We start from the raw sequence: 22384 nt of genomic DNA, 5'->3' as shown, positions 1-22384 counted from the left end.
CAGTAGCGCAACGACAAAACATATACGCCGGTTTGGCTAACGTACAGGCAATGAGTGAGACAGTCCTGCAGACGGGTGTCGACATCGCTGGACTGTCGTTCGACCCGGTCACGGTCTCGGAACCGCTGATGTGGCTCGTTCTTGCGGCGTTTCTCGGAAGCGTAGCCGTCGCCCAGTACGACGAGGAACTTGCCCGCCCAGTCGGGACGGTCGGCTGGGTTTTGTTCGCAGCGTACTGGCTCGTTCTGGCACCACACTTCATTTTGATACAGAAAAGCGTCGTCGAGGGACTGGGAAGCGTCATCGCCGTGCCCCTGTCGCTGTACACCGGCTACTTACTCTGGAACGGCCGGGAGTCGCTGCTGGTGTTGACCCGTGCCATCGGTATCATGGGCGTCATCTACGTGCCCTTCCTCACCATTGGACCGCTCCGCCAGACAATCATCGAAGTCGTCACCGATCAGGTCGTCTTCCTGATGACGCTCATCGGGTACGACCCGATGGTGGTGGACGGGCTCTCGCACAACGGCATCGACATCGCGTCGAAGCAGTACCCCTACGAGAACACGTTCTGGTTCGACGGGAACGAGCGGCCGATAACGTACACTATCATTCTGGCCTGTACAGGTATCGGCAGCATCTCCATCTTCGCCGGCGGAATACTGGCAGTCAAGGCACCGTGGCGGCGGAAACTCCGCGTGCTGGTCGTGGCCGTCGGCATCATCTACGTGTTGAACCTCATTCGGAACCTCGGGATCGCGCTGGCATTTGGCCTCCAGAAAGCGCAGTTCTTCCCGGGAACGGTCATGGCGCTGTTCGGCCTTAGCGACGCACAGCTGGTATCCTACTACATCGTCGACCGGATGCTGGCGCAGTTCGGCTCAGTCATCGTCCTCGTCGGGCTGACGTGGGTACTGATGCGGGAGCTACCGGAGCTCACCGTTATCGTCGAAGACCTCCTGTTTCTGGTGACCGGAACCGAGTACGACCTTGGAACGACATTCGAAAAGGACCAGTCGGAGTCGGGTCCTGCGACGCCCGGTGACGACTGAACTGCGTCGCGGAACCGACGCTCGCTATTCTAACGCTGCTCCAGCAACTGACTCCAGTGTATCCGCCTCAAGTGGGTGGAGCGAACCGGGAATGACGAGCAGATGTAGCGGGTCGCCGAACGTCTGCGTAGCGAGTTCGTCGAGCGTGTCAGCGGCCACTAATGGGTCTGGACTGCCGGCCCTGGCCACGACAACCCCAAGTGTGTCCGGGAATGGCTCCGACAGCATGGTGGCGGCCTGACTGGCGGTCATGTACGTGTCGTCGCTTTCCTCCCAGTGGGGGTCGTCGACTTTGATGTCGAGGTAGACCAGCGTGTGCAGGTCCCGGTCTCGATTGTCCTCGATGGTAGCGACGACGCTGTCCGGAACGCCGTCACCGCCGTGTGCGTCCTCGAACGGAAGGGTCGTAGCCTTCCCGAAGCGGTAGTTCTGCAGGCCGGTCAGCGAGCCGGCAGCAGTCTGGGCGGTCGTCCCGTGAACGATTCGGGTTTCGATACCACGGTCCGCGGCCCGAAGCCGGAGGTCAGCGTGTGTCGTCGAGACCATCGTATCCCCGGCGGTACAGAAGACGACGTGTTCGCTCTCGGCGGCTTCGAGAATCGGCTCAGGGTCCTGCTCGATGCCGGCTCGGTCTCTGCGTTCGATACTCGTCTCCAGTGTGTCCTCCAGCGTTTCGATATCAGTACCGATCAGCCGGCTCGTGTAAAATTCGGCGAACACCCGGTCAGCGTCCCGGATGGCGTCGCGGCCCGCGACCGTGACCGAGCGCTCATCATAGAGGCCCAGCCCGACGAATGTGAGCATATCTGAAGTGGGTCGCGGCCGGGGATAAAGGGCGCGAAGCGTCAGGCTTACCGCCCGTGGTCGGGGAGGGGGAGTATGGGCGTTCCCTGCGTTCGCGTTCCCCGTGAGGCCGGCGAAGAGACGCGCCAGCGCCTCGCCGAGGCAAACCTCGTCGACGACGGCTATGACATCACGGTTGTCGACGGGCAGCTGTACGTTCCTGTTACCGACCCCACAGCGGTGCCGTCGGACTTCACCGTTGTCGAGGCAGACCCGCCGGTCCGCGAGGGCCAGACGATGCCGGCGGACGCCCTCGACTTCGACCCGAGCTACGAGCGCATCGGTGATGTCGCGATTGTCGATGAAGATGATGACGAGCGAGCCCGAATGATCGCCGATGCAATCATGGGTTCGGACCTGCCCGTGCGAGCGGTATTGAACCGCGCATCGAAGATCAAAGGCGAACAGCGGGTCCGGGACTGGGACATACTTGCTGGTGAAGGAACAGAAGTCACCCACCGGGAGTACGGCTGTACGTTCGACCTCGACCTCGCCGAAGTGTACTTTTCGCCGCGGCTGGCGACGGAACGCCATCGCGTCACCAAGCAGGTCGGCGAAGGCGAGCAGACCTTCGATATGTTTGCCGGTGTCGGCCCGTTCGCGATTCCGTTTGCCAAACGCGGGGCGAGCTGCGTTGGGACCGACATCAACGAGACGGCGATCGAGTATCTGCAGGCGAATGCGGAGCGTAACGGTGTCGCTGACCGCATGACGGGTATCTGCGGCGACGTGCGTGAGGTGGCCGGCGAGTACGAGGACTGGGCCGACCGCGTCGTGATGAACCTGCCACACAGCGCCGACGAGTTTCTGGAGACCGCTGTCCGGCTGGCGGCCGACGAATGTGTGGTTCACTATTACGATATCCAGCACGAGGACGACCTGTTCGGACCCGGCGAGAAAGCGATCCGGGCGGCTGCGGAGCCAGCCTACGACGTGACGGTCGAAACGCGCCACACTGTCCGGTCGTATGCCCCGAAGGAACACAACATCGTCCTCGACGTTCGACTGACACGCTGAAACGAACAGTTATTATCATCACCGGTACGGGGACCGAATTGCTTAACGACGAGGAAGTCGGACGCTTGTATCTAGGAGGGTAAAATATGTACACAATACTTGTTCCCGTCGACGCCGATGAGGACCGCGCTCGCGGCCAGGCCGCCTTCGTCGCGGAGCTACCGTCTGCTGAGACCGAAATCGAGGCCGTGATCACACACGCATTGACCAAGGAGGAGGCAGAAGCGCCCGAGGAGATACGCAACGTCGAGCGGATCTCGACAGTCAGACTCGTGCGTGACTACCTCAAGGACCACAACGTCGATGTCCAACTGGCCGAGGGTCAGCAGCCGCCGGCCGACGGCATCGTCGAGCTGGCCGACGAGTTCGACGCCGACCAGATCGTCATGGGGTCGCGAAAGCGGTCGCCGACCGGCAAGGCCGTGTTCGGGAGCGTGTCCCAGCAGGTCCTGCTTGAGGCGGACGACCCGGTCACCGTCGTCGGGTCCCGAGAGGAGTGAGAACGTTCCTCTCGGTAGCCCCAATTCGCAATCCTTATTGCGGTTATGCGTCCAACAACTGATGTACGCGAGCGACGCGCCGGTGTAGCTCAGACTGGCAGAGCGAATCCTTCGTAAGGATTAGGCCGAGGGTTCAAATCCCTCCACCGGCTTTTTGCGAGGAACTAACGTGACGAGCGAAAGCTACTGTGGGATTTGAACCAGAGAGGAGCTTTGCTCCGACCGTGGTTCACAATCTTCCACCGGCTTCCCGTTTCCAGTGCCGCCTTGACAAGTAGTTTTCATACCCATGACAGCCTGTCAGCAGCCGTCGGTCCTGCGTCGCTGGCATAGCGATGTCGCACGAGCCATATAAAAACGACCCTCGTCAGTGATGCAATACGGCAACAGGGCGCTGGACAGAACATCCGGTTGTAAACGATGGTCACACAGTACGGACTACCGGCGGGTACTGCGGTGTGCTCACGAGAGCGCCACGACGGACATACGTGTGGGCAGTCAGAGGGAGTGTGGTTCTAATGGATTTCAGAAACGCCTGGCACCGCGACACCGATGAAGAGGTCTGCTGCATCGCCTGCGGTGACACGGTTGCTCGGTCGAATGCCCGCGAATACGACAAGTACGGCGACCGCTGGAACCGCGACGACAAATCCTTCGAGTACCTGTGTAAGCCCTGCTACCGGGAGTACTGCCACTTCGGCCGAACCGGGCTGGAAGACCGGCTTGAAGCGGCCGGTGCTGGGACTGTGCGCCGAGACGTGTTTCTCAGACGCTATCATGATCTGGCAGACGAAACGGAGCAGACCCGCGCGGACGGTCGGTAAGCCGAAAGGTGGGTGCCCTGTTCGGCGATACGGCACCCCAACGCAGGCAGTTCAAGAAGCGAACAGACGCTTCAGGGTGTGATGACTGCTCGGCCGTCAATCTCCCGGTCTTCCAGCATCTGTGCGACGGTGTTCACGTCGCCGAGGTCGTACTGGGTCGTGTGCAGGTCGACCGCGCCGCGGTCGACGAGCGCAACCAGTTCCTGCAGTTCGGTGTACTGACCGACGATGTTACCCTGATAGGCGAACTCGCCGTTGACGAGCGCCTGAGCAGGTTCGTGGATGTGCCCGCCGTAGCCGATGATGTGGTGGTCGCCGCCGGCGGCACAGATGTCTGGCGCGAGCGCCGTCGTCTCGTCGGCCCCGACGAAGTCAAGCACCTGTGCGGCACCGACGCCGTCGCTGATGGCTTCGACCTCGCTGGCGACGTCTTCGCTTTCGGGGTCGATGGTGTAGTGTGCGCCGAGGTCGTCGGCGAGGTCGCGGGCGGACTGCTTGATGTCGACAGCGACGAGGTCAGCGGCACACATCGCGTCGAGACACTGGAGGCCGATGTGGCCGAGGCCGCCGATGCCGATAACGACAGCGGTGTCGCCCGGGTTGAGCCCGTTGACAGCCTTCTTCGCCGCGTGGTAGGCCGTGATGCCGGCGTCGGCGTGCGGGGCGATGTCGGCCGGGTCGACGCCCTCGGGCAGGGGAATGACCGACCGGTCGCCGGTCAGTAACTGGTCGGCGAAGCCGCCGTCCGTCGTCAGGCCGTTGAACGCGTCGTTCTCGCAGTACATCGTCTCCCCTTGCCGGCACGGTCGGCAGGTGCCACAGGTCTGGACCGGGTGACAGATGACCTGGTCGCCCGCAGAGACGATGTCAACGTCGTCGCCCGTTTCGATGACTGTCCCGGCGTTCTCGTGGCCCAGTGTCATCGGGAGGTCCTGCGGGACGTACTGCTCCCACATTCCCTCGATGATGTGGTTGTCAGTCTGGCACCAGCCGGCCCCCTCGACTTCGACGATGACATCATCTCCGGATGCGACCTGTGGCGCATCTACGTCGTCTATCGAGAGCCCGTCCGACATGTCGTGCGTGTACTCGTGGAGTCTGGCTGCGCGCATCATCCTGTATCCGGACGAAACGACAATAAACCCGCATTATAAAATATCGGATATATTAGCGGTATCGCTCGTTGCAACATTTAGAACTGTATTAGCCACCCGGCCAGAGTCTGTCGACGCTGGGGGGAAAAACAATGCGTGCGGGACGCTCTCAGCTACTCAGTCTCGACTGGCCAGCAGTGCGGCCCCGAGCAGCGCCACAACGGCGACAGGAATCCCCATTCCGGGGCCGAAGGCCGACGACGGCGCGGGGCTGGTCGCGCGGATCGGTTCGTCGACCGGTTCGTCAGCCGCGTATTCCCAGACAGCGGTCTCGTTCTGAACGATATCAGCGTTCGAGGACGAGATGTCAGCGGGCATTGTCAGCTGATACTCGACCGCGACACCGTTGCCGAAGGCCACATCAGTATCTTCGTTCGCAGTGACGAACGTCCGGTCTTCGTACGTGACGTTGCCCCCGCTAGCGTTGACCGACACGTCGCTTTCCGGGCCGGGGTTCCAGTCCGTGAATGTCATCGAGAGTGTGACGTTCTCACCCTCCAGTTCTTGGTCGTACGTGTAGTTCGACATCCGACTGGTGTTCACGTCGGCCAGAAGGTAGCCTTCGACCGAGTCATAGCCCTCCTGCTGGGCCTGGCTCTGCAGGCCGTCGTACACAGATGGGGACATTTCGAGGGTCAGGTCGTACTCCGAAACAGTGCCGTCCGCGGCCACTGTTGAGTCAACCGTCGCTGTCACACACCCGGAGAGAACGACGAGAGCAGCAAGACCAATCGCAGGGACAATCCGATGCATACCTCACCGAATCGGATGGGCTGGCATAAGCCTTGTTACCGGGGTCGACACGGCTCAATGTGTCAGGACCAGTAGCTGGTCGTCAGTCCGAACCAGACAGAAGGGCGACCCGGGGTCTCCAAAGGTGTTCGTCCGCTTTTCGCTGATAAAGAGCGTCTCGAACTCGTTGCCACAGGCCGGACAGGCGAACCCCTTCCGGTTCGACAGCGTCATCGTCCCGCGGTCGTCTTTCAGCAGCTTGAGCCCGTGTCGGTACTCGTGTACGTCGAAGCTCCCGCTGACATCTAGCCGGTCCATGCGTGTGAAACGAGTGGCGGCCGTCTAAAGCTCGTCGGCGACCTACACCAGGTTCGCGCCCATATAGAGCACGACGACGAGGAAGATCCAGACGATGTCGACGAAGTGCCAGTACATCGATGCCGTCGAGACGGAGGTGTGCCGTTCAGCCGAGTACTGACCGTAGTACCCGCGAATAAAGACGATACCCAGAAGGACAGCACCCATCGTGACGTGGAGGCCGTGGAGGCCCGTCAGCCCGTAGAATGCGGACCCGTAGATGCCACCGCCGATGCTGAAGCCCTTGTGAACGATGAATTCGTAGTACTCGTACACCTGGCCGCCGATGAAGACGATTCCCAGTAGCAGCGTCGCGCCCAGCAGCTTCAGGAACCGGCTCCGGTTCCCGCTCCGGAGCGCGATGTGACTGTAGTGCAGCGTCACCGAGCTGGCGATCAGAAGCAGCGTATTGACGATCACGAGTGAGCCGAACACCTCAGGAACGGCCGCCTGTGTCCAGACCTCGCCGCCACGAACGATGAAGTAGTAGACGAAGCCAGCGCCGAAGGTGGCGATTTCGCTCCCAAGGAACAACAGCATCGCGAACTTCAGCGTCTTGTCCGAGTGGTAGTCCGTCCCGCGCTCCCAGAAGTCCGAGACGAAGGCGTGGTACAGCCAGCCGTAGATGCCGACGAGGAAGAGGCCGACACTCCCGGCCATCGCTCCCGCCCCGACCGTCTGGCTGACAAGTGCGTTTTCGCCCATCGAGAGCACAAGCAGAGCTGCGCTAACGTAGATGCCCGAACCACCGATTGCCGTCACAAAGGGCCACCAGCTGGCCTCACCGAACCCGTGGGGCCAGTCCTCCGTCGCCGGGAGGTGATGCTCCCCGTGCCCGTCGTCCGCGTGTTCATCGGAGACACTCATACTAGGGCCCTTGCGAACGGAATACTAAAAGCCCATCCAATTCCCTGCGGTGCGTTCCGCCTCCAGCCCAGGCGAGGAGTGGCTCGCCCACATCCCGGAAGCTACACGAGGGCGAAGGCCCAACTGCCGACGATGACATCTGGGAGGCGTCGTACGGTCGCGCTGGTGGTGTGTGGACTGGGCTGGCTGGCCGCGACGGGGACGGCAAGCGCACACGGCGGCAGTCTCGCCGGCGGCGGCCGCGAGTCGCTGACGATACCGACGTGGCTCTTCCTGAGTACCGGTGGTGCGGCTGTCGGCGCGTCGTTCTTGCTGGCGTCGTTCGTCACCGACCGGACGTTCGTGGAGCGCATCCACAACTGGGGCCGTCCGCTGTCGGGTGGTTTCGAAGGCATCCTACGGCTCGCTGGGCAACTCGTTGGGCTCGGCGGACTCGCCGCGGTGTTCGTCGTGGGCTTCTTCGGACCGACGAACGCCCGGACGAATCTCGCAATACTGCTCGTCTGGGTCGGCTGGTGGGCCGGGCTCGCGATGACGACGTACCTCGTGGGCAACAGCTGGGCGACGCTCAATCCATTCAAGACGCTCGCCAAACTCCTCCCGTCGCTCAACCGCAGTTACCCGGCCCGCGTCGGGTCGTGGCCTGCCGTCGGTGGGTTGCTCGTGCTGGTATGGGTCGAGGTCGTCAGCCCGCTCGCCGACCAGCCGCGACTGCTTGCGTCGGTTGTCGCCGGATACACCGTGCTGACAATTGCGGGCGCACTCGTGTTCGGATCCGACGACTGGTTCGCCCACGCTGACCCGGTGGAGCGGGTGTTCCGCTACTACGGTCGCTTTGCGCCTATCGGCCGCGACGAGGACGGCCTTCGACTTCGGCTTCCCGGCATGGACCTCTCGACGCCGCGGCTGGTCGACGGCCCGGACGAAGTCGCCTTCGTGGTCGCCCTGTTGTGGGTCACGACCTACGACGGGTTGGTCACGACGCCGGCCTGGCGCGACCTGACGACGCCGATCGTCGACGCCGGCGTCCCGCCGCACCTCCTGTATCCAGTCGCGCTCGGGCTCGGCTTCGCCGGCTTCCTCGGCGTGTATCGGCTCGCGGTCCGGCTTTCCCGCGATATGTCGGATACGTATCTGGCCCCAGCGGTTCTCGCACAGCGGTTCGCGCCGCCGCTCGTCGCTATCGCCGTTGGCTACCACTTCGCGCACTACCTCGGGTACTTCCTCGTGCTCGCCCCATCGCTGGCCGTCGCGCTCACGTCGCCGTTTGCGGACCCGGCAGTAGTGCCGACCATCGACCTGCCGGCGTGGTTCGGCGCGGTTGCGCTCGCATCGGTCATCGTCGGTCACTTGGTCGCTATCTGGGTGGCCCACGCCGCCGCGTACGACCTCTTTCCCGCGCGACTGCAGGCGATTCGGTCGCAGTATCCCTTCATCGCGGTCATGGTGTTCTACACGATGACAAGCCTCTGGGTCGTCTCCCAGCCGGAGGTGGCACTCCCACATCTATGACTGACACAGCAACCCAGCCAGCGGCCGATACGGCAGCGACAAGTACTGACGACGAAGCAGCCTACGATGTCCCGGCCGACGCCACGGCCTACAGCTGTTCGTACTGCGGCCGGCCGTTCGCCCGCGAGTCCTGGCTCGCGCTCCACCGCGGCCTAGCCCATCCCAATGAACTCGACGACGAGGAGGTCGAGGCCTTCCGGGTAGCCCACGACGAGGAGGAAGAGTCGCTTTCGACGTTCCGACTCCAGGCACTGGGCGCACTCGTGCTCATCTACTTTGGTTTCCTGATGGTGTACGCGCTCGTGTAGTTCACGGGTGTCACGGCGTCACCGACACAGCGGACAGGAAGCGAAGCGTTGATGGGTCGCAGGTGACCAAACAGTGGGTATGGACCTTCGCGTTATCGACAAATCCGACACGGAACTCTCTATCGAAATCGCCGGTGAGGACCACACGTTCATGAACGTGATCAAGGGAGCGCTACTGGAGACAGAGGGCGTCACGGCGGCGACCTACGACGTGAACCCGGAACAGTCCGGTGGCCAGACGGACCCGGTCCTGACCATCAAGACCGAGGAGGGCGTCGACGCGCTGGAGGCCCTCGAAGACGGAACCGACGCCGTCATCGAAAAAGCAGACAACTTCACGGACGCGTTCGAAGCCGCCGCGTAATTCTAACAGAGTACGTACGTGACGAACACGCGTTCGTCCGGACCAACGTGGATGTCGAGGCCAACCAGTCCGGTGTCCGCTCGCTGGATTCTGTTGCCCCGCTCGAGGTAGCTGTCGACGAGTGCGGTCGCCAGCGCCGTCTCATTCTGGAACTGGTCGAGCGACTGGGGTGTTCGGTCGTAGGCCACCTCATAGCTGACCACGACTGGGCGCTCACAGGGGAGGTCGAATCGGGACACACCCTCCCGCGTGGGCCGCTCTGCGTTGTCGTATCTCGCATCGACACGGCCCTTGTTGTAGTAGGCTGCAGCGTCGTCGATGGTCGCGTTCCGCGAAACGGTCCCGCCGCCGACGCCCGACCGCCGGACGTTGTACACGTCAAGGTATGTGTCCTCGACATCGGCAATCGAGAACGAGTTGACCGTGTCGCCGCTTCCAGCAGGGGACGCAATCGGCGGCGGACCAGCGGGAGTTTCAGCGGCAAAGCCCGGCAGCGTGATGCCGCCCACAGCGGCGAGTACGATGAGTCCGAGCAACACTGCTACGGCGGCGTAGCCGATCACATACTTCGTCTCGAGTACGTCCAGCCAGCCGGTCTGTATGTCATCGAGCGGGTCGTCTTCCGGTGGCCCCACTCGTCGCTCGAAGTTACTCCCGCCACAGCGTTTGCACGGCGGAGAGTTCTTCTGATGCTGGCGACCGCAGTCCAGACAGACCCATCTGGGCCCACCCTCGACGACCTCTTCGTTGACCTGCGTCACGGCCTCCTCAAAAGAACCGTGGCCGCAGTTATCACACGGCGGGTCGTTCTCCTCGTGGGGTTTGCCACACCATTCACACCGCCATTTCATTGTTGATTCTCCGTGGTGGGCGAATAAAACCTGCCCGATGCCAGGCCACAGTGTCGCGGTTTTCTGGGGACGGTCCCCCGCAGTCGGTCGGTCAGTTGGCTCGACAGATACAATCCACCCTGTGGACAGGTCCTGCCAGTAGCTAAAAAAGATATGCCCGCAAACAGTGAGAACTGACATGGAACCTTGAGGCGCGGAGAAAACCGATGCTATCTGAGGCGTCGGGAAAACTGCGGCATACAGAGAGACAGGTACGTGTGTTTACTATTGCGACCCCAAGCCGGAGACGGCGTTACAGTCGGACCGGAATCCCCTTGCTGTCGAGATACTCCTTGGTCTCGGCGATAGAGTACTCGCCGAAGTGGAAGATAGAGGCGGCGAGGCCGGCGTCCGCGCCTGCGTCGACGAACACTTCCTCCATGTCTTCCGGACTACCACAGCCTGAGGAGGCGATGACGGGCGTCGAAACGGTGTCACAGACGGCTTTCATCAGCGGGATGTCGTAGCCATCCTTGGTCCCGTCGGCGTCGATGGAGTTGACGAACAGTTCGCCCGCGCCGCGCTCTTCGGCCTCGGTGGCCCATTCGATGACATCCAGTCCGGTCCCTTCGCGGCCGCCCTTGACCGTGCATTCGAACCAGCAGGACTCGCCGTCGACCTCGGTGTAGTGCTCACCTTCCGAATCGAAGCGACGGCGGGCGTCGACGGAGATGACGATACACTGGCTCCCGAAGGCCGCCGCGCCCTCATTGATGAGGTCGGGTTCGGCGATAGCGCCGGAGTTGATCGACACCTTATCTGCGCCAGCCCGGAGCGTCTCCTTGATGTCGGCACGGGTACGGATACCGCCGCCGACGGTCAGCGGGATGAACACCTCGTCGGCCACGGCCGAGACAGTATCAAGCATCGTTTCGCGTCCCTCAGCGGAGGCAGTGATGTCCAGAAAGACGAACTCGTCGGCGCCGGACTCGTTGTAGGCCTTTGCCATCTCCACCGGGTCGCCGGTGTACTCCAGATCCTCGAAGTTGACTCCTGTGTACACCGCCGCGTCCCCGTTCTCGTCCACGTCCACGTCGATACAGGGGATGATCCGTTTCGTAAGCGTCATTCGATACCTGTGAGTTCGACGCAACGCCGTTTGACCGTTTCGACTGGTGCAAGTGTCTGGCCGATATGCAGTGGGAATCCGACAGCTACACGTATGGCGCCCCAGAAGCACCGACCATGGCAGACGACCACCACGAGGAGGACCGGCCGGATTACGACCCCGAACACGTCGAACTGCCCGCGCGAGAACCGCCGCTTCGGTCGACGGCCCCACAGAGCTCGTTCACGATGTCTCAAGTCGGCACGGGGCTCGGCGTACTGCTGGTCGGACTGGTGCTTACCTTCGGCATCGCGCTGGCGCTTGCCTGATCGAATTGGCATGACCACGGCGGCCAGCATGAATATCAGATCTGATACTTCTGGGGAGAGTATATAGGTTTCCACGCCAACAACTGTTGTACTATGCCGTCCCAGTCGGACGCGAGTACGGTGGTCGCAACAGGAACGTCAGTGGCGACCACTGGTCGGCGCGCTGGCCGAGAGGCGACCAGCACTGCTCGTGACCGACTGGATGCCGATCGGGTGGACTTTTGTCAGGTGTTTTCCAGCACTGGGTTCGATGCTGAAGCCGTTCTGGCGGGCGTAACTGCCCTTGTCGACGATGAGACAGCCGTTGTCGGCTGTACGGCCGGCGGTACGTTCACCGAAGAGCGAGCGATGGACGCCGGCGTGGCAGTCACACTCGTTACCAGTGACTCGTTCCGGTTCGATACGGCCCTGGCCACCGGTCTCAGCGAGAACACCCGCGGGGCTGTCAGAGACGCCGTCCGGTCGCTCCCGGAAAACATCGAGGAACCATACCAGTCAGCGCTTGTCCTCCACGACGGGCTCGCGGGCGTCGGTGAACAGTTGTCGCTGTCGGTCCAGCGACGGCTTGGCCCCTATGTCGAATTTGCAGGTGGGGCGGCGTCTGACGGTCTCCGAATGGAATCGACGCCAGTGTTTTGCGATGCGTCGGTTGTTGAGGACGCAGTCGTTCTCGTGCTCATCTCCGGGAAAAAGCGTCCGGTCATTACCGTCAACCACGGGCACACCCCCATCTCAGAGCCGTGGGAGGTAACCGATGTCTCCGGAAATGTGGTTCACGAACTCAACGGTGAACCAGCGTTCGAAGTGTGGAAAGACGCTGTTCGAGACCACGTTGCGGAGAGAACAGGAATAGCGGTCGATGATGTCCCAGTCGGTTCAGCGGAGCTCAGGAAGCTCATGGTCGCATACCTGTTCGGTATCGACCAGGGCGAGACCTACAAGATACGCTGGCCCCGGACTGCGATTGAAGAGACTGGCGCACTGCAGTTCGCCGTTGATATTCCGGAGGGGACTGTCCTCCGTATAATGCATGGCAACAGAGCGGACCAGATCGCGTCCGCTGAGCAGGCTGCTGCAGACGCTGTTTCGCTGTGTGACGGGAATATCGCTGGCGCGTTCGTCTACGACTGTGCGTGCCGTCAGATTCTTTTCGACGACGCGTTTTCATCGGCTGTCGATGGGATCACATCGACCCTGTCGGCCCCAGTCGCTGGATTCGAGACGTACGGGGAGCTGTGCATGCAAGCTGGGCAACTCAGCGGCTTTCACAACACGACAACAGTGCTCTTTGCACTGCCGGAGTAACAGATGAATCGAACCGGGCTCGTTTCAAAGTTCGCAGAAACGGTTGGTATCGAAAAGGCGTCGGCTATCGTTGACGACGCAATGGCTGACCTCGGTATTGGTGGCGAAACGGAGATAGACGGCACGGATGCACAGGATATCTGTGATATAATCCAGCACAACAACGAGGGATATATCGCGCTCGTCGCGAGTGAGCTCCGCGTACAACTGGCGGCACAAGAACGGTTTGACGCGCTCCTTGGGAATATCCCTAACCCGGCTGTTGTCGTCGAGTTTAAACAACGAGAACCGTACGTCAAGTCGATCAACGAAGCGTTCGCGGACTCGTTCGGCTACGACCGGACGGATGCAGTCGGAACGGAGCTTCGGGCACTCCTCGCGCCGCCCGGAGCCGACGCCGAGGTTATCAGGGCAGACTGGTGGGAACAGACCGGCCAGTCAGAGCAAGAGGTCAGACGGATGACTGCATCAGGGGAGGTCCGGACCTACCTGTTCCGGAGCACTATTGTCACGCATGACAGCAGTCAGCTGGAAGGGTACGGGATATACACCGATATCACTGAACGAAAGCGCCGCGAACAACAGCTGAAACACCAGAACGAGCGCCTCGACGAGTTTGTCAGTATCGTCAGCCACGACCTTCGGAACCCGTTGAACGTCGCATCCGGCCGCACCCACCTCCTGCTCAATGACACCGAGGATGCGGCTGTTCAGGAGGGGCTACAGGAGGTCGCTGCGGCACATGAGCGGATGACGCGGATCCTCGATGACACCCTGACGCTCGCTCGGCAGGGGCGCGTCGTCGGAGAAACCGCAAGCGTCCCCATCGAAACCGTCGCAGCCGACGCATGGCAACAGGTCGAAACTGAGGACGGAACGCTCACGGTCGAAACTGAAGCGGTCATCGAGGCGGACTCAGAGCGCCTCCAGCAGCTATTCGAGAATCTCTACCGGAACGCCATCGAGCACGCCGGCGCGGAATGCACCGTTGTCGTTTCCGCGCCCGAGGCACACGAGCAGAACGGGTTCTCTATCGCGGACGACGGCCCTGGCATTCCACCAGACGACCGTGAGCTGGTGTTCGAACACGGCTACTCAACGAACTCGGATGGGACAGGGTTCGGCCTGTCAATCGTTCAGAGCATCGCTGAAGCGCACGGCTGGTCGGTCGCAGTCTCTGAGAGCGAAATGGGCGGTGCGCGGTTCGATATCCGCTGGTAATCAGGCTATAGTAGCCATTGCAAGTCATTACACACCCAATCGCAGGACGGCACTGCGATCGGTGTGTAAATCGTTCCAATTGTTACTATAGTTCGTCGTCGATGACCGACCGCAGGTCAGCGATGTCCGCAACGTTGTACGCCAGCGTCTCGTCGTTGACCGTAATATCGAGTCCGTTCGAGTCGTTCGCCTCGCCCAGTTCCGTCACTGGGGCGACGCCGTCGAAGGCCTCCCGGACCGCCGCCGGGTCAGTCGTCTCGAACACGACCCGGCCGGGCCGCTCGTTGAACAGGAGTCGAGCCGGAGTGCCGTGCTCGGTGGTCCCGATTTCGACCGACGCACCGGCGTCCTCGTGGACCATCTCGGCCAGCGTTACCGCGAGGCCGCCGTGGCTCACGTCGTGGCTTGCCAGCACGTGGTCGGCGTCGGCGACCTCGGCAATCGTCTCGACAACGTCCGTTGAGTCCACCGGGAGGGCGGGGAAGCGGTCGGTGCCGCCGAACTGCGCGGTGTACTCGGACCCGCCCAGACGCGGGTCGGTTTTGCCCTCCAGTGCGGTGTCCCCGACGACGACGAGCCTTCCCTCGCCGGACAGCGACAGCGGCGGGGCATCGTAGCCCTCCTTGACGCCGACCAGCGCGAGCGTCGGTGTGGGGGGAATCGGTCCGTCCTGGGAATCGTTGTACAAGGAGACGTTCCCCCCGACCACCGGCACGTCAAGGTCGCTGCACATGTCCGCCAGGCCGTCGACAATGCCTTTGAAGCCGCCGTACACGTCAGGCTTCTCGGGGTTGCCGCCGTTCAGACAGTCCACAGCCGCATGGGGTGTCGCGCCCTTCGCGGCGACGTTCGTGGCGTTTTCCAGCGCGACGGCGCGTGCGCCTTCGTACGGCGCGGCGTCGGTCCAGTTGGGGTCCGCGCCGGCAGAGAACGCCAGTCCGGTCCCGGCCTCACGGATGGCGAGCAGTGCGGCGTCGTCGCCGGGCAGGACACTCGTTCGGACCTGCACCTCGTGGTCGTACTGGCGGTACACCCACCGTTTCGAGGCGCAGTTCGGGCTGCTGACGATGCGCTCGAACGCCTCGTCCAGCGACACGGTCGGCAGGTCCCGTTCCTGTTTCGGTGGCGCGTCGCTCGGCAGGTCGTTCATCGGCGCACCGTCCCCGAGGAACGCCGCGTCCACGTCGACGACTGTCTCGCCCTCGAACGTGCAGACGTAGTTTGTGCCCGGCTCGGTGAGTTCGCCGATGACCGAACAGCCGAGGTCGAACCGCTCGGCGAGTTCGGCCACGCGGTCGACGTCCTCGGGCGCGACCTCGTACACCATCCGTTCCTGACTCTCGGCGAGCAGGTACTCCATGGCGTTCATGTTGGGCTCGCGCTCGTGGACGCGGTCGAGTTCGATACGTGCACCGAGGCCGCCCTTGGCGATCAGTTCGGACGACGCGCCGCCGAGGCCAGCGGCCCCAAGGTCGCGGGCCGACTCGACGAGTTCCTCGTCCAGCAGCGCCTCGTTGCACTCGACGAGTAGCTTCTCCGAGTACGGGTCGCCGACCTGCACGGCCGGTCGGTCCTCCGTTTCAGCGTCCTCCGCGAGGTCCTCGCTGGCGAAGGACGCCCCGCCGAGCCCGTCTCGCCCCGTCGCGTTGCCGACGAGAACGAGCTTGTTGCCCGGCTCCTGGGCTTCGGCAGTGATGGTCCGCTCGGGCTCCAGCAGGCCGATACAGGATACGTTCACGAGCGGGTTCCCCTCGTAGTCGTCGTGGAAGGCGACGCTCCCGGTGACAGTTGGAACGCCGATGCAGTTCCCGTAGTGGGAGATACCCTCGACGACGCCCTCGAAGAGATAGCGGGAGTGCTCCCGGTCAAAGTCGCCGAAGTACAGACAGTCGGCCAGCGCGATGGGGTAGGCCCCCATCGACAGTGTGTCGCGGACGATACCGCCCACGCCGGTCGCTGCCCCGTCGAACGGGTCGACGTAGGACGGGTGGTTGTGGGACTCGACGCCCATCGTGATGTACATCTCCTCGCCGTCGCCGTGGGACGGCAGGGAGACGACGGCTGCGTCGTCGCCGGGGCCGATGACGACCTGATCGCCTTCGGAGTCGAACGCCGACAGCAGGGGGCGAGAGGAGCGATACGCGCAGTGTTCGCTCCAGAGGTTCTCGAAGAGAGCGGCCTCCGCCCGTGTCGGCTCCCGACCGATCTCCTCGACCACGAGTTCGTGGTCCGCGTCGGACAGGCTCATTACCTCCTCGTGGCCGCCCACAAGATAAGTCCCTTTCCATGCACCCGCGCTGGCAGGACGCGAACGTCCGGCAGCACACAACTCGCACCTGTCGAGGCGAGCGCCTGTTCAACAACCCGACACACCGCCCATAGCTGAGACTCACAGCTGAATACGAGTGGGCACCGGCATCGGCTATGGACTTTCAGGAGGGACAATATTGGTCTTTAGAATAGCTATCCCGCGTACAATTACCTCAAAATCTCTGGAGAGCCCATATCTCTCTCCTTTTCAAATCAGATAACTGGCCCTCGCAGTATATATGGCCGCTAGCCATACCCGAATGCAGTATGGGTGCTGGCGATGGTGACTGGCTGACACTGGAGGGGAGTTCCTTCTCCAGCCGGTCCTTCTCCAGTGTGTGGGCGGTGGCGCTGGCGACCTACGGCGTCGGCGACGTGGTCACCACTATCGCCATCGTCTACTTCGTCCCGACGTTCACCGAGGCGAATCCAGCGATTCGGTGGGCGATCCAGTCGTTCGGCGGCGGCGGCTTCCTCGGACTCAAACTCCTCGTTATCTACTGCTGTCTCGGCCTGAGCATCTGGGGCGGCGTGCTTGAGGAGGACCCGCTGCTCTACTACGGGCCGCCGGCTCTCCTGACGGTGCTGGGGCTCGCCGTGACCGGGTTCAATCTCACGCTCCTGTTCTCCTGAAAGGCCCTCACGGGCGTGGTCCTTCGGAGCGGAGGCGCAAGCAAGAAGTCTCAGTCGTTGCCAGACTATTCAGCCGTCATGTTGCTGGTAGTGTTCCCGGCCGACTGGGTAGGAGCCGATGTCGGGGTTTCGGTGAGGAGCGAACTCGGCGGTGGCGAGCCACTGCCGCCGCTTTCGGTCGGTGTGGAGTCAGTTCCGTCCGGTGTCTCTGTTGGTGTCGATTCTGTCGGGCTAGGCGTCATCTCGGTGGTGGGCTGGTCGGGGGCCGAGTCGCTGCTGTCGGTGAGACCAAGGGTCCCGACGCCAGCACCGATGACGGCGAGTAGAAGGAGAAGAACCAGTCCAAGAAGCCGCTTGTTGTAGGTCCCGTCCGCATCTCGGAAGATACCGCTACTCATCTCAGCTCTGCCTCCGGCCCGCCGCGACACCACGCTGGAAGTAACCCGGTCTCATCGTTTTCTGATAGTTTGTTGCTTTTGTCGTGGAGGAGGCCTCCACTGTCCCACTAAGCCACCGATGTCCCACCCAGTTGACTCAGTATACGACATGTCGCCCAGCAAACCGTATAATGGTTTCCATGTCTTCAGCCGTCAAGACAGGCAGTTTACTCCCACAGTATTGCGGCAGTGTGAGTCCCGGGCCGACCATCTACCCAGAGATTGTCTCGATGTGAGTACACGGAAAGCGCTACTGCGATGACTGTCCGCTGTCAGAACGGCACGCTGTCGTCGGACGCTTCATCTCCACCGTCCGTCCGGAGTTCGCCGGTTTGCCGGTACCGCGTTTCGAGTTGCTGGAGTTTGTCGTTGATGCTCGCGCTCTGGTGATGGTTCGGACTCACGCGGACGCGGACACGGTCGTACTCGTGGCGGTCCGACAGCCCGTTCCAGGCGCGGAACGCGCCGACAGTCAGCGTGTCGCTCTGGGGGCAGAACTCGGTCGTCGGCGTGAACTCCGCTCTGAGTACACTGCTGTCGTCCGTTTCACGGCCGTAGCGGAAGCCCGCGTCTGGGTGCCGGTGGTCGAGGTTTAGCCGTGCGAGGTTGTACCCGAAGGTCATGTCGTACACGCCGCGCTCGTCGAACAAATCCATCGTGAGGCGGTGGAAAGTGGCGTGGTCGTCGCCGGTCAGTACTGCGGTCTCAGACAGGAACGGACCGGGGTCCGGGTTACGTTCGGGAACGAACGTCCCGTAGCTATCGAACCCGACATCTGAGCCGCCACGGAGGCCGGAGAGAAGGCTCATATTGAGCAGAACACGCGGTAGACATCAGGCCTTACTCCCGAACGTGTTCGGGGGAACCCCCTCCACGGCTCCCAGTAAACACGCAGGTGATGCCAGCAACCACACTCGACCTGCGGGAAACGCCGCCGGCGGAACGACACGCCAAGATACACGACTCGTTTGAGGCGCTGTCCGCCGGGGAGACGCTTCGGATTATCAACGACCACGAGCCAAAGCCGCTGTTCTACGAGTTGCAAGCCGAAGTCGAGGCGTTCGACGCGGCGAACTACCAGTGCGAGCAGGACGGCCCACAGAAGTATATCGCCGACCTCCCAAAGCAATGAGCGAATCGACCGCCGCAGAAACGGAGCGAGCGACACTCGACGGCGATTCGGACGGTCGGACCAGACTGTTCGACGGGGAGCCAAAAACCATCCAGTTGACGCTCGATGCAGGCGAGTCGATTCCGCCTCACACGCATCCCGATCGGGATATCGTGTTCCTCCTCCGTTCGGGCGCCGTGGACCTGACGCTTGGCGACGAGACGCTGTCACTCTCGCCCGGAGACATCGTTCGGTTTGACGGTGACCAGGACATCTCTCCCGCTGCAACGGCGGACAGCGAGGCACTGCTAGTGCTCGCAGCGTCGTCGGAATAGGCTCACTACCGGCTGTACCTTCGTACAGCTATGTGCGCCCCCGGGGGACCAATCTTATTCACGGGCGTACAGCCCAGTATCACTCGAACAGTGAGAGCGCTGTTTCGATCCGTTCGTCGTCCGAACTCCTCGCCGCGTCCCGTAGACTCGCTCGAGGGACAGCGAGCAGTCGCTCGACGAGTCGTTCGCTCAGTTCCTCAACGACGAGCCGCTGGTCAGCCGTTAGTTCGCCATCAGTCTGTAGCTGTGACAGCGTCCGTTCGAGTTGCTCCCGCTGAATCTTCGCTCCTCGGCTGTCGATCCGAGCGATCGCTTCGTCGACGTCGACAGGTGGCTCTGTGTTCCGACTCATCTGCGCCAGATGATTGTCACTGTCGCGTCGTCGGTCTCAACACTTTCGAAGTCGTAGCCTCTGTCCTTGAGTTTCGGGTAGAGATGCTGCGGGGCGCGGTCGTTGAACTGGACGAGGATGGTGTCATCGTTCAACTCCGCAAGCCGCTCTAGTGTCTGCTTGAGTGGCTTCGGTGGCCCGAGCGACTGCACATCAAGCCGTTCCATTGGCGCGTCATCGGGCGCATCCGTTTCCGAAATCAGGGCTGCGGTTTGCGCTGTTGGCTGGTGGTTCGCCGTCATGTGTTCCCGTTTGGCTGTGACCGGGCCGACTGTTTTCCCGAACATATTCGGCCACATTGCCAGCAAGGACAGGGTCGTAGTAGACAACAATGAGCGGAATACCTGCTGACGTGGACGCAGACGCCGCACCGCCAATGACGGTCCCGCTGCGTCATTTCGTCGTCGCACTGGCGTTTCTGGTCGCTGGTGTCTCCGTTGGCGTCGTCGAGGGGCGGGCCGGCCACCTCGCGCAGGTCCACCTCCTGCTTGCGGGGTGGGTCTGTCTCACGATTATGGGTGCGCTGACACAGTTTGTCCCGGTCTGGTGCGGAATCGAACTCCATTCCCGCCGCCTTGCTGCTGTGCAGTTACCGCTCGCTGCGGTCGGGTTCGCGGGGCTGGCGGCTGCGTTCCTGACAGCCACCCCCGCCATCTTACCGGTCGCCGGAGCGTTCGCGCTGGTCGGGGTCTGGACTCTCTGTTACAACATCGGTCGGACGCTACTCGCTGCAGCGCCCGATGTCACGGCGATTCATTTCGGCTGGGCGCTGGTATTTTTCGCCCTCGTGACGGCCGCCGGGTTCGTGCTGGCAATGGACCACGCCGTCGGCGTCCTCCCGCTGCTGGGAATCGGCCGACAGGGCCTCTTGCTTGCCCATGGAACACTCGCCGTGTTCGGCGCGGTCCTGACGACTGTCGCGGGCGCACTGGCACAGCTCGCTCCGATGTTCACGCAGGCAGACACCGGCAGAATCGACGCGGCGGTCCAGCGGGCTGAAACGGCCGTCTATCCGCTCGGCGTTCTTGCGTTGGCCGGTGGTCGCCTGGTCGGCTCTCCCGTTCTGGCCCGGCTCGGCGCGGTTCTCGTCGCTGCTGGTCTCGGCGCGGTGGCGGTGCTTCTGGCGCGACAGCTCGTCGGTGCGCGTGTCGAGTGGTCGCCGATGCTGACCCGCTATAGCGTCGCGGCGCTGTCGCTGTTTCTCTGGGCAGGGCTGACGGTGGTCGCGTGGTGGAACGACCCGCTCGCGTACACCGGGCTGCTCGGTCAGCCGTCGACAGCGCTACTCGTCGGCGGCATCGGCTTTGTCGTCTTCGGGACGCTGTATCACGTCGTCCCGTTCATCATCTGGGTCCACCGGTACAGCGACCGCCTCGGCTTCGAGGACGTTCCGATGGTCGATGACCTGTACGACCACCGCATCGCGGCGGTAGATGGTGTTGCAGTGACTATTGCGTACGCCCTCCTCGCGAGCAATCAGTGGTTTGCGACACCGGACGGCACGGCGCTGGTCGCCGGGATTTTCGCGTTTTTCGGGACGCTGCTGTTCGCGGGCAACCTCGTCGCTGTCCTCGTTGCGCATAGCCCACAATCGCTGCCAACACTGCTGACCGGTCGTGAACACACGCCTGCCGAGGACTCGTGACTCAAGTTGGCGTGGTCGGCTGGTCCGTATACAGCGAGTAGGTCAGAATAAAGAACCCAGCAGCGGTAAACAGTTCCTCAACAGTGACGCTCTGTGCCACCGGCAGCCCGACAAGCTGGTGCAGGCTGCCGCCGAGTATTGCGCCCAGTGTGACGAACCCGATTCCGAGACAGAGCGCTCGCATCGCCGGTGCCTGAGTACGGCGGTACGCGCGGTAAGTCAACGTTGTCAGTATCACGCCACAGAACAGCGTGACTGTTTTCATCCCGATTAACAACACTGCGTTCGCTCCAAGCATGACTCTGATTGACACGTCCTGCTAAATATACCGTCCGTAGCGTTTCCAGTCGGTGAGAATACCACTGTCACGACGCGGCACGGACGTTGCCCGCTCGAAAAAATCGAGACGTAAGAGATCAAAAGACTGCCGCGCAGGTGCGCTACGGACTCGCTACCGAACGTACAGCGAGTACAGGATGATGCCCAGGCCGATGGCCGTCAGCGAACTCGACGTGAAGACGCTCACGGGAAGCAGTTCCTGCCCGAGAAACCTGCCGACAACGATATCGAGAACGCCGCCGGCAAACGCACCGAGGGTCACCACCCCGAACCCGTATGTGAGCCACTTGTGCTGGGGGCTTTTCGTCCGGCTGTACGCCTGATACGAGTAGTACGTTATCAGTCCGCCAAGAATGAGGATCAGTGTCTTCGAGACGACGATGCCGACCTGTGAACTTGGGATGTGTACCATGGTTATGTCTCCTTTCGCACCTCAGACCAGAGGTTTTCGAGTCGTTGGTCCGGCGTCCGAGCGCGGTGTGAGATGTCGACGGTGAGCGACAGTTCCTCGTCGAGACTGATGACGACCTCCTCGAAATCAATCGCGTATCGGCTGGCGTGTTGGCCGTCCGACCGGACCTCAACGCCCTCGTACAGCAACGAGGATTCCGTCAGTAATTCGAGCTTTCGGTAGGTCGTCGATAGCGGTACGCCGCTCCGGTCGGATATCTCGCTCGCCGTCAACGGTTCCTCCAGTACGCTGACAATGGCGCGACAGTCCTCATCGTCGAGTGCGTCGAGGACCGCCTGTAACTCCGGCGTCTCCTCGTCAGCGAAGGGGTCCCGGACCATCCTTGCCCGAAACTGCCCGCCCAAGACGTTTAATGTAACCGACTTCGGAGCGCTTACCGCCCGATACA

Annotated in this window: 29 protein-coding genes and 1 tRNA gene; 15 read left to right on the top strand and 15 right to left on the bottom strand. The window is 62.3% G+C overall.

The window, feature by feature from the left end:
* Positions 1–50: 50 nt before the first annotated feature.
* Complete coding sequence (gene artA / locus RR_RS10240) at positions 51–1052, top strand: archaeosortase A (protein WP_004957021.1); 1002 nt, start codon at positions 51–53, stop codon at positions 1050–1052.
* A 24-nt stretch (positions 1053–1076) separates the two neighbouring features.
* On the opposite strand, the gene dph5 is transcribed toward artA, so the two are convergent.
* The gene (dph5, locus tag RR_RS10235; protein WP_011223602.1) at positions 1077–1856 is read right to left on the bottom strand and encodes a diphthine synthase; all 780 of its coding nucleotides are present in this window, start codon (positions 1854–1856) and stop codon (positions 1077–1079) included.
* A 75-nt stretch (positions 1857–1931) separates the two neighbouring features.
* Here dph5 and RR_RS10230 point away from each other — a divergent pair, with 75 nt between their 5' ends.
* The 4 genes from RR_RS10230 (at position 1932) to RR_RS10215 (ending at position 4236) form a co-directional block, all read left to right on the top strand.
* On the top strand, positions 1932–2912 hold the full coding sequence (locus tag RR_RS10230) for a class I SAM-dependent methyltransferase (protein ID WP_011223601.1): 981 nt from the start codon (positions 1932–1934) through the stop codon (positions 2910–2912).
* A gap of 86 nt (positions 2913–2998) precedes the next feature.
* Positions 2999–3412 carry a universal stress protein gene (locus tag RR_RS10225; RefSeq protein WP_004957014.1) on the top strand — a complete coding sequence of 138 codons (414 nt, stop codon included), beginning with the start codon at positions 2999–3001 and terminating at the stop codon, positions 3410–3412.
* 78 nt (positions 3413–3490) lie between these two features.
* Positions 3491–3564 (top strand) — tRNA-Thr (locus RR_RS10220).
* A 366-nt stretch (positions 3565–3930) separates the two neighbouring features.
* Complete coding sequence (locus tag RR_RS10215; RefSeq protein WP_007187774.1) at positions 3931–4236, top strand: DUF7562 family protein; 306 nt, start codon at positions 3931–3933, stop codon at positions 4234–4236.
* 71 nt (positions 4237–4307) lie between these two features.
* On the opposite strand, the gene RR_RS10210 is transcribed toward RR_RS10215, so the two are convergent.
* The 4 genes from RR_RS10210 to RR_RS10195 all read right to left on the bottom strand — a co-directional run bounded on the left by RR_RS10210 (position 4308) and on the right by RR_RS10195 (position 7346).
* Entirely contained in the window at positions 4308–5348 is a 1041-nt protein-coding gene (locus RR_RS10210; RefSeq protein WP_049938878.1) for an NAD(P)-dependent alcohol dehydrogenase, read from the bottom strand.
* Between the two features lie 159 nt (positions 5349–5507).
* Positions 5508–6143 carry a PGF-CTERM sorting domain-containing protein gene (locus tag RR_RS10205; protein WP_011223599.1) on the bottom strand — a complete coding sequence of 212 codons (636 nt, stop codon included), beginning with the start codon at positions 6141–6143 and terminating at the stop codon, positions 5508–5510.
* A 54-nt stretch (positions 6144–6197) separates the two neighbouring features.
* Positions 6198–6440, bottom strand: coding sequence for a DUF7385 family protein (locus tag RR_RS10200; protein WP_004957007.1), 243 nt, complete (start codon positions 6438–6440; stop codon positions 6198–6200).
* A gap of 42 nt (positions 6441–6482) precedes the next feature.
* Positions 6483–7346 (bottom strand): cytochrome c oxidase subunit 3, encoded by an 864-nt coding sequence (locus tag RR_RS10195; protein ID WP_004957006.1) that lies wholly within the window; start codon positions 7344–7346, stop codon positions 6483–6485.
* Between the two features lie 165 nt (positions 7347–7511).
* Here RR_RS10195 and RR_RS10190 point away from each other — a divergent pair, with 165 nt between their 5' ends.
* The 3 genes from RR_RS10190 (at position 7512) to RR_RS10180 (ending at position 9530) form a co-directional block, all read left to right on the top strand.
* Entirely contained in the window at positions 7512–8858 is a 1347-nt protein-coding gene (locus RR_RS10190; protein ID WP_079890982.1) for a hypothetical protein, read from the top strand.
* Positions 8855–9166: a C2H2-type zinc finger protein gene (locus RR_RS10185; RefSeq protein WP_007187770.1), complete on the top strand. Its 312-nt coding sequence runs from the start codon at positions 8855–8857 to the stop codon at positions 9164–9166. Before RR_RS10190 ends, RR_RS10185 begins: the two co-directional genes overlap by 4 nt.
* Positions 9167–9245: 79 nt before the next feature.
* A complete protein-coding gene (locus tag RR_RS10180) occupies positions 9246–9530 on the top strand; it encodes a DNA-directed RNA polymerase subunit L (RefSeq protein WP_004957000.1) in 285 nt (94 codons plus the stop codon).
* A 2-nt stretch (positions 9531–9532) separates the two neighbouring features.
* Here the strand turns inward: RR_RS10180 and RR_RS10175 are convergent, their stop codons facing one another.
* Together RR_RS10175 and hisF are read right to left on the bottom strand one after the other, a co-directional pair.
* The gene (locus tag RR_RS10175; protein ID WP_049919026.1) at positions 9533–10381 is read right to left on the bottom strand and encodes a hypothetical protein; all 849 of its coding nucleotides are present in this window, start codon (positions 10379–10381) and stop codon (positions 9533–9535) included.
* 292 nt (positions 10382–10673) lie between these two features.
* Positions 10674–11489, bottom strand: coding sequence for an imidazole glycerol phosphate synthase subunit HisF (hisF, locus tag RR_RS10170; protein WP_007187768.1), 816 nt, complete (start codon positions 11487–11489; stop codon positions 10674–10676).
* Positions 11490–11554: 65 nt separating this feature from the next.
* Here hisF and RR_RS10165 point away from each other — a divergent pair, with 65 nt between their 5' ends.
* The 3 genes from RR_RS10165 to RR_RS10155 all read left to right on the top strand — a co-directional run bounded on the left by RR_RS10165 (position 11555) and on the right by RR_RS10155 (position 14323).
* The gene (locus RR_RS10165) at positions 11555–11797 is read left to right on the top strand and encodes a DUF7550 family protein (RefSeq protein WP_004956993.1); all 243 of its coding nucleotides are present in this window, start codon (positions 11555–11557) and stop codon (positions 11795–11797) included.
* A 93-nt stretch (positions 11798–11890) separates the two neighbouring features.
* Positions 11891–13102: an FIST signal transduction protein gene (locus RR_RS10160; RefSeq protein WP_004956991.1), complete on the top strand. Its 1212-nt coding sequence runs from the start codon at positions 11891–11893 to the stop codon at positions 13100–13102.
* 3 nt (positions 13103–13105) lie between these two features.
* Entirely contained in the window at positions 13106–14323 is a 1218-nt protein-coding gene (locus tag RR_RS10155; protein ID WP_011223596.1) for a sensor histidine kinase, read from the top strand.
* An 85-nt stretch (positions 14324–14408) separates the two neighbouring features.
* Here the strand turns inward: RR_RS10155 and purL are convergent, their stop codons facing one another.
* Entirely contained in the window at positions 14409–16571 is a 2163-nt protein-coding gene (purL, locus tag RR_RS10150; protein ID WP_011223595.1) for a phosphoribosylformylglycinamidine synthase subunit PurL, read from the bottom strand.
* Positions 16572–16900: 329 nt separating this feature from the next.
* Here purL and RR_RS10145 point away from each other — a divergent pair, with 329 nt between their 5' ends.
* Complete coding sequence (locus RR_RS10145) at positions 16901–17266, top strand: hypothetical protein (protein WP_004956984.1); 366 nt, start codon at positions 16901–16903, stop codon at positions 17264–17266.
* Positions 17267–17331: 65 nt separating this feature from the next.
* Here RR_RS10145 and RR_RS10140 read toward each other — a convergent pair whose 3' ends face one another.
* Both RR_RS10140 and RR_RS10135 read right to left on the bottom strand, forming a co-directional pair.
* A complete protein-coding gene (locus RR_RS10140; protein ID WP_011223594.1) occupies positions 17332–17664 on the bottom strand; it encodes a hypothetical protein in 333 nt (110 codons plus the stop codon).
* A gap of 311 nt (positions 17665–17975) precedes the next feature.
* The gene (locus RR_RS10135; protein ID WP_011223593.1) at positions 17976–18512 is read right to left on the bottom strand and encodes a hypothetical protein; all 537 of its coding nucleotides are present in this window, start codon (positions 18510–18512) and stop codon (positions 17976–17978) included.
* 89 nt (positions 18513–18601) lie between these two features.
* Between RR_RS10135 and RR_RS10130 the strand changes: the two genes are divergently transcribed.
* On the top strand, positions 18602–18835 hold the full coding sequence (locus tag RR_RS10130) for a DUF2249 domain-containing protein (protein WP_004956978.1): 234 nt from the start codon (positions 18602–18604) through the stop codon (positions 18833–18835).
* Positions 18832–19149: a cupin domain-containing protein gene (locus RR_RS10125; RefSeq protein ID WP_011223592.1), complete on the top strand. Its 318-nt coding sequence runs from the start codon at positions 18832–18834 to the stop codon at positions 19147–19149. The genes RR_RS10130 and RR_RS10125 overlap by 4 nt, the downstream gene beginning before the upstream one ends.
* A gap of 79 nt (positions 19150–19228) precedes the next feature.
* Here the strand turns inward: RR_RS10125 and RR_RS10120 are convergent, their stop codons facing one another.
* Both RR_RS10120 and RR_RS10115 read right to left on the bottom strand, forming a co-directional pair.
* Positions 19229–19501 carry a glutamyl-tRNA reductase gene (locus tag RR_RS10120; RefSeq protein WP_004956974.1) on the bottom strand — a complete coding sequence of 91 codons (273 nt, stop codon included), beginning with the start codon at positions 19499–19501 and terminating at the stop codon, positions 19229–19231.
* A complete protein-coding gene (locus RR_RS10115) occupies positions 19498–19782 on the bottom strand; it encodes a DUF2249 domain-containing protein (protein ID WP_049919043.1) in 285 nt (94 codons plus the stop codon). Before RR_RS10115 ends, RR_RS10120 begins: the two co-directional genes overlap by 4 nt.
* A gap of 89 nt (positions 19783–19871) precedes the next feature.
* On the opposite strand from RR_RS10115, the gene RR_RS10110 reads away from it, so the two are divergent.
* Entirely contained in the window at positions 19872–21185 is a 1314-nt protein-coding gene (locus RR_RS10110; RefSeq protein WP_011223591.1) for a hypothetical protein, read from the top strand.
* Position 21186: 1 nt separating this feature from the next.
* Here RR_RS10110 and RR_RS10105 read toward each other — a convergent pair whose 3' ends face one another.
* The 3 genes from RR_RS10105 to RR_RS10095 form a co-directional block, all read right to left on the bottom strand.
* Positions 21187–21483: a DUF7521 family protein gene (locus RR_RS10105; RefSeq protein WP_011223590.1), complete on the bottom strand. Its 297-nt coding sequence runs from the start codon at positions 21481–21483 to the stop codon at positions 21187–21189.
* Positions 21484–21636: 153 nt separating this feature from the next.
* Positions 21637–21936: a DUF7521 family protein gene (locus RR_RS10100; RefSeq protein WP_004956966.1), complete on the bottom strand. Its 300-nt coding sequence runs from the start codon at positions 21934–21936 to the stop codon at positions 21637–21639.
* A 2-nt stretch (positions 21937–21938) separates the two neighbouring features.
* A complete protein-coding gene (locus RR_RS10095) occupies positions 21939–22316 on the bottom strand; it encodes a helix-turn-helix domain-containing protein (protein ID WP_004516178.1) in 378 nt (125 codons plus the stop codon).
* Between the last annotated feature and the right edge of the window lie 68 nt (positions 22317–22384).

The organism is Haloarcula marismortui ATCC 43049 (assembly GCF_000011085.1).
Classification (GTDB): domain Archaea; phylum Halobacteriota; class Halobacteria; order Halobacteriales; family Haloarculaceae; genus Haloarcula; species Haloarcula marismortui.
Note: the sequence above shows the minus strand (reverse complement) of the source record. Positions and strands in the feature narration are given on the sequence as shown.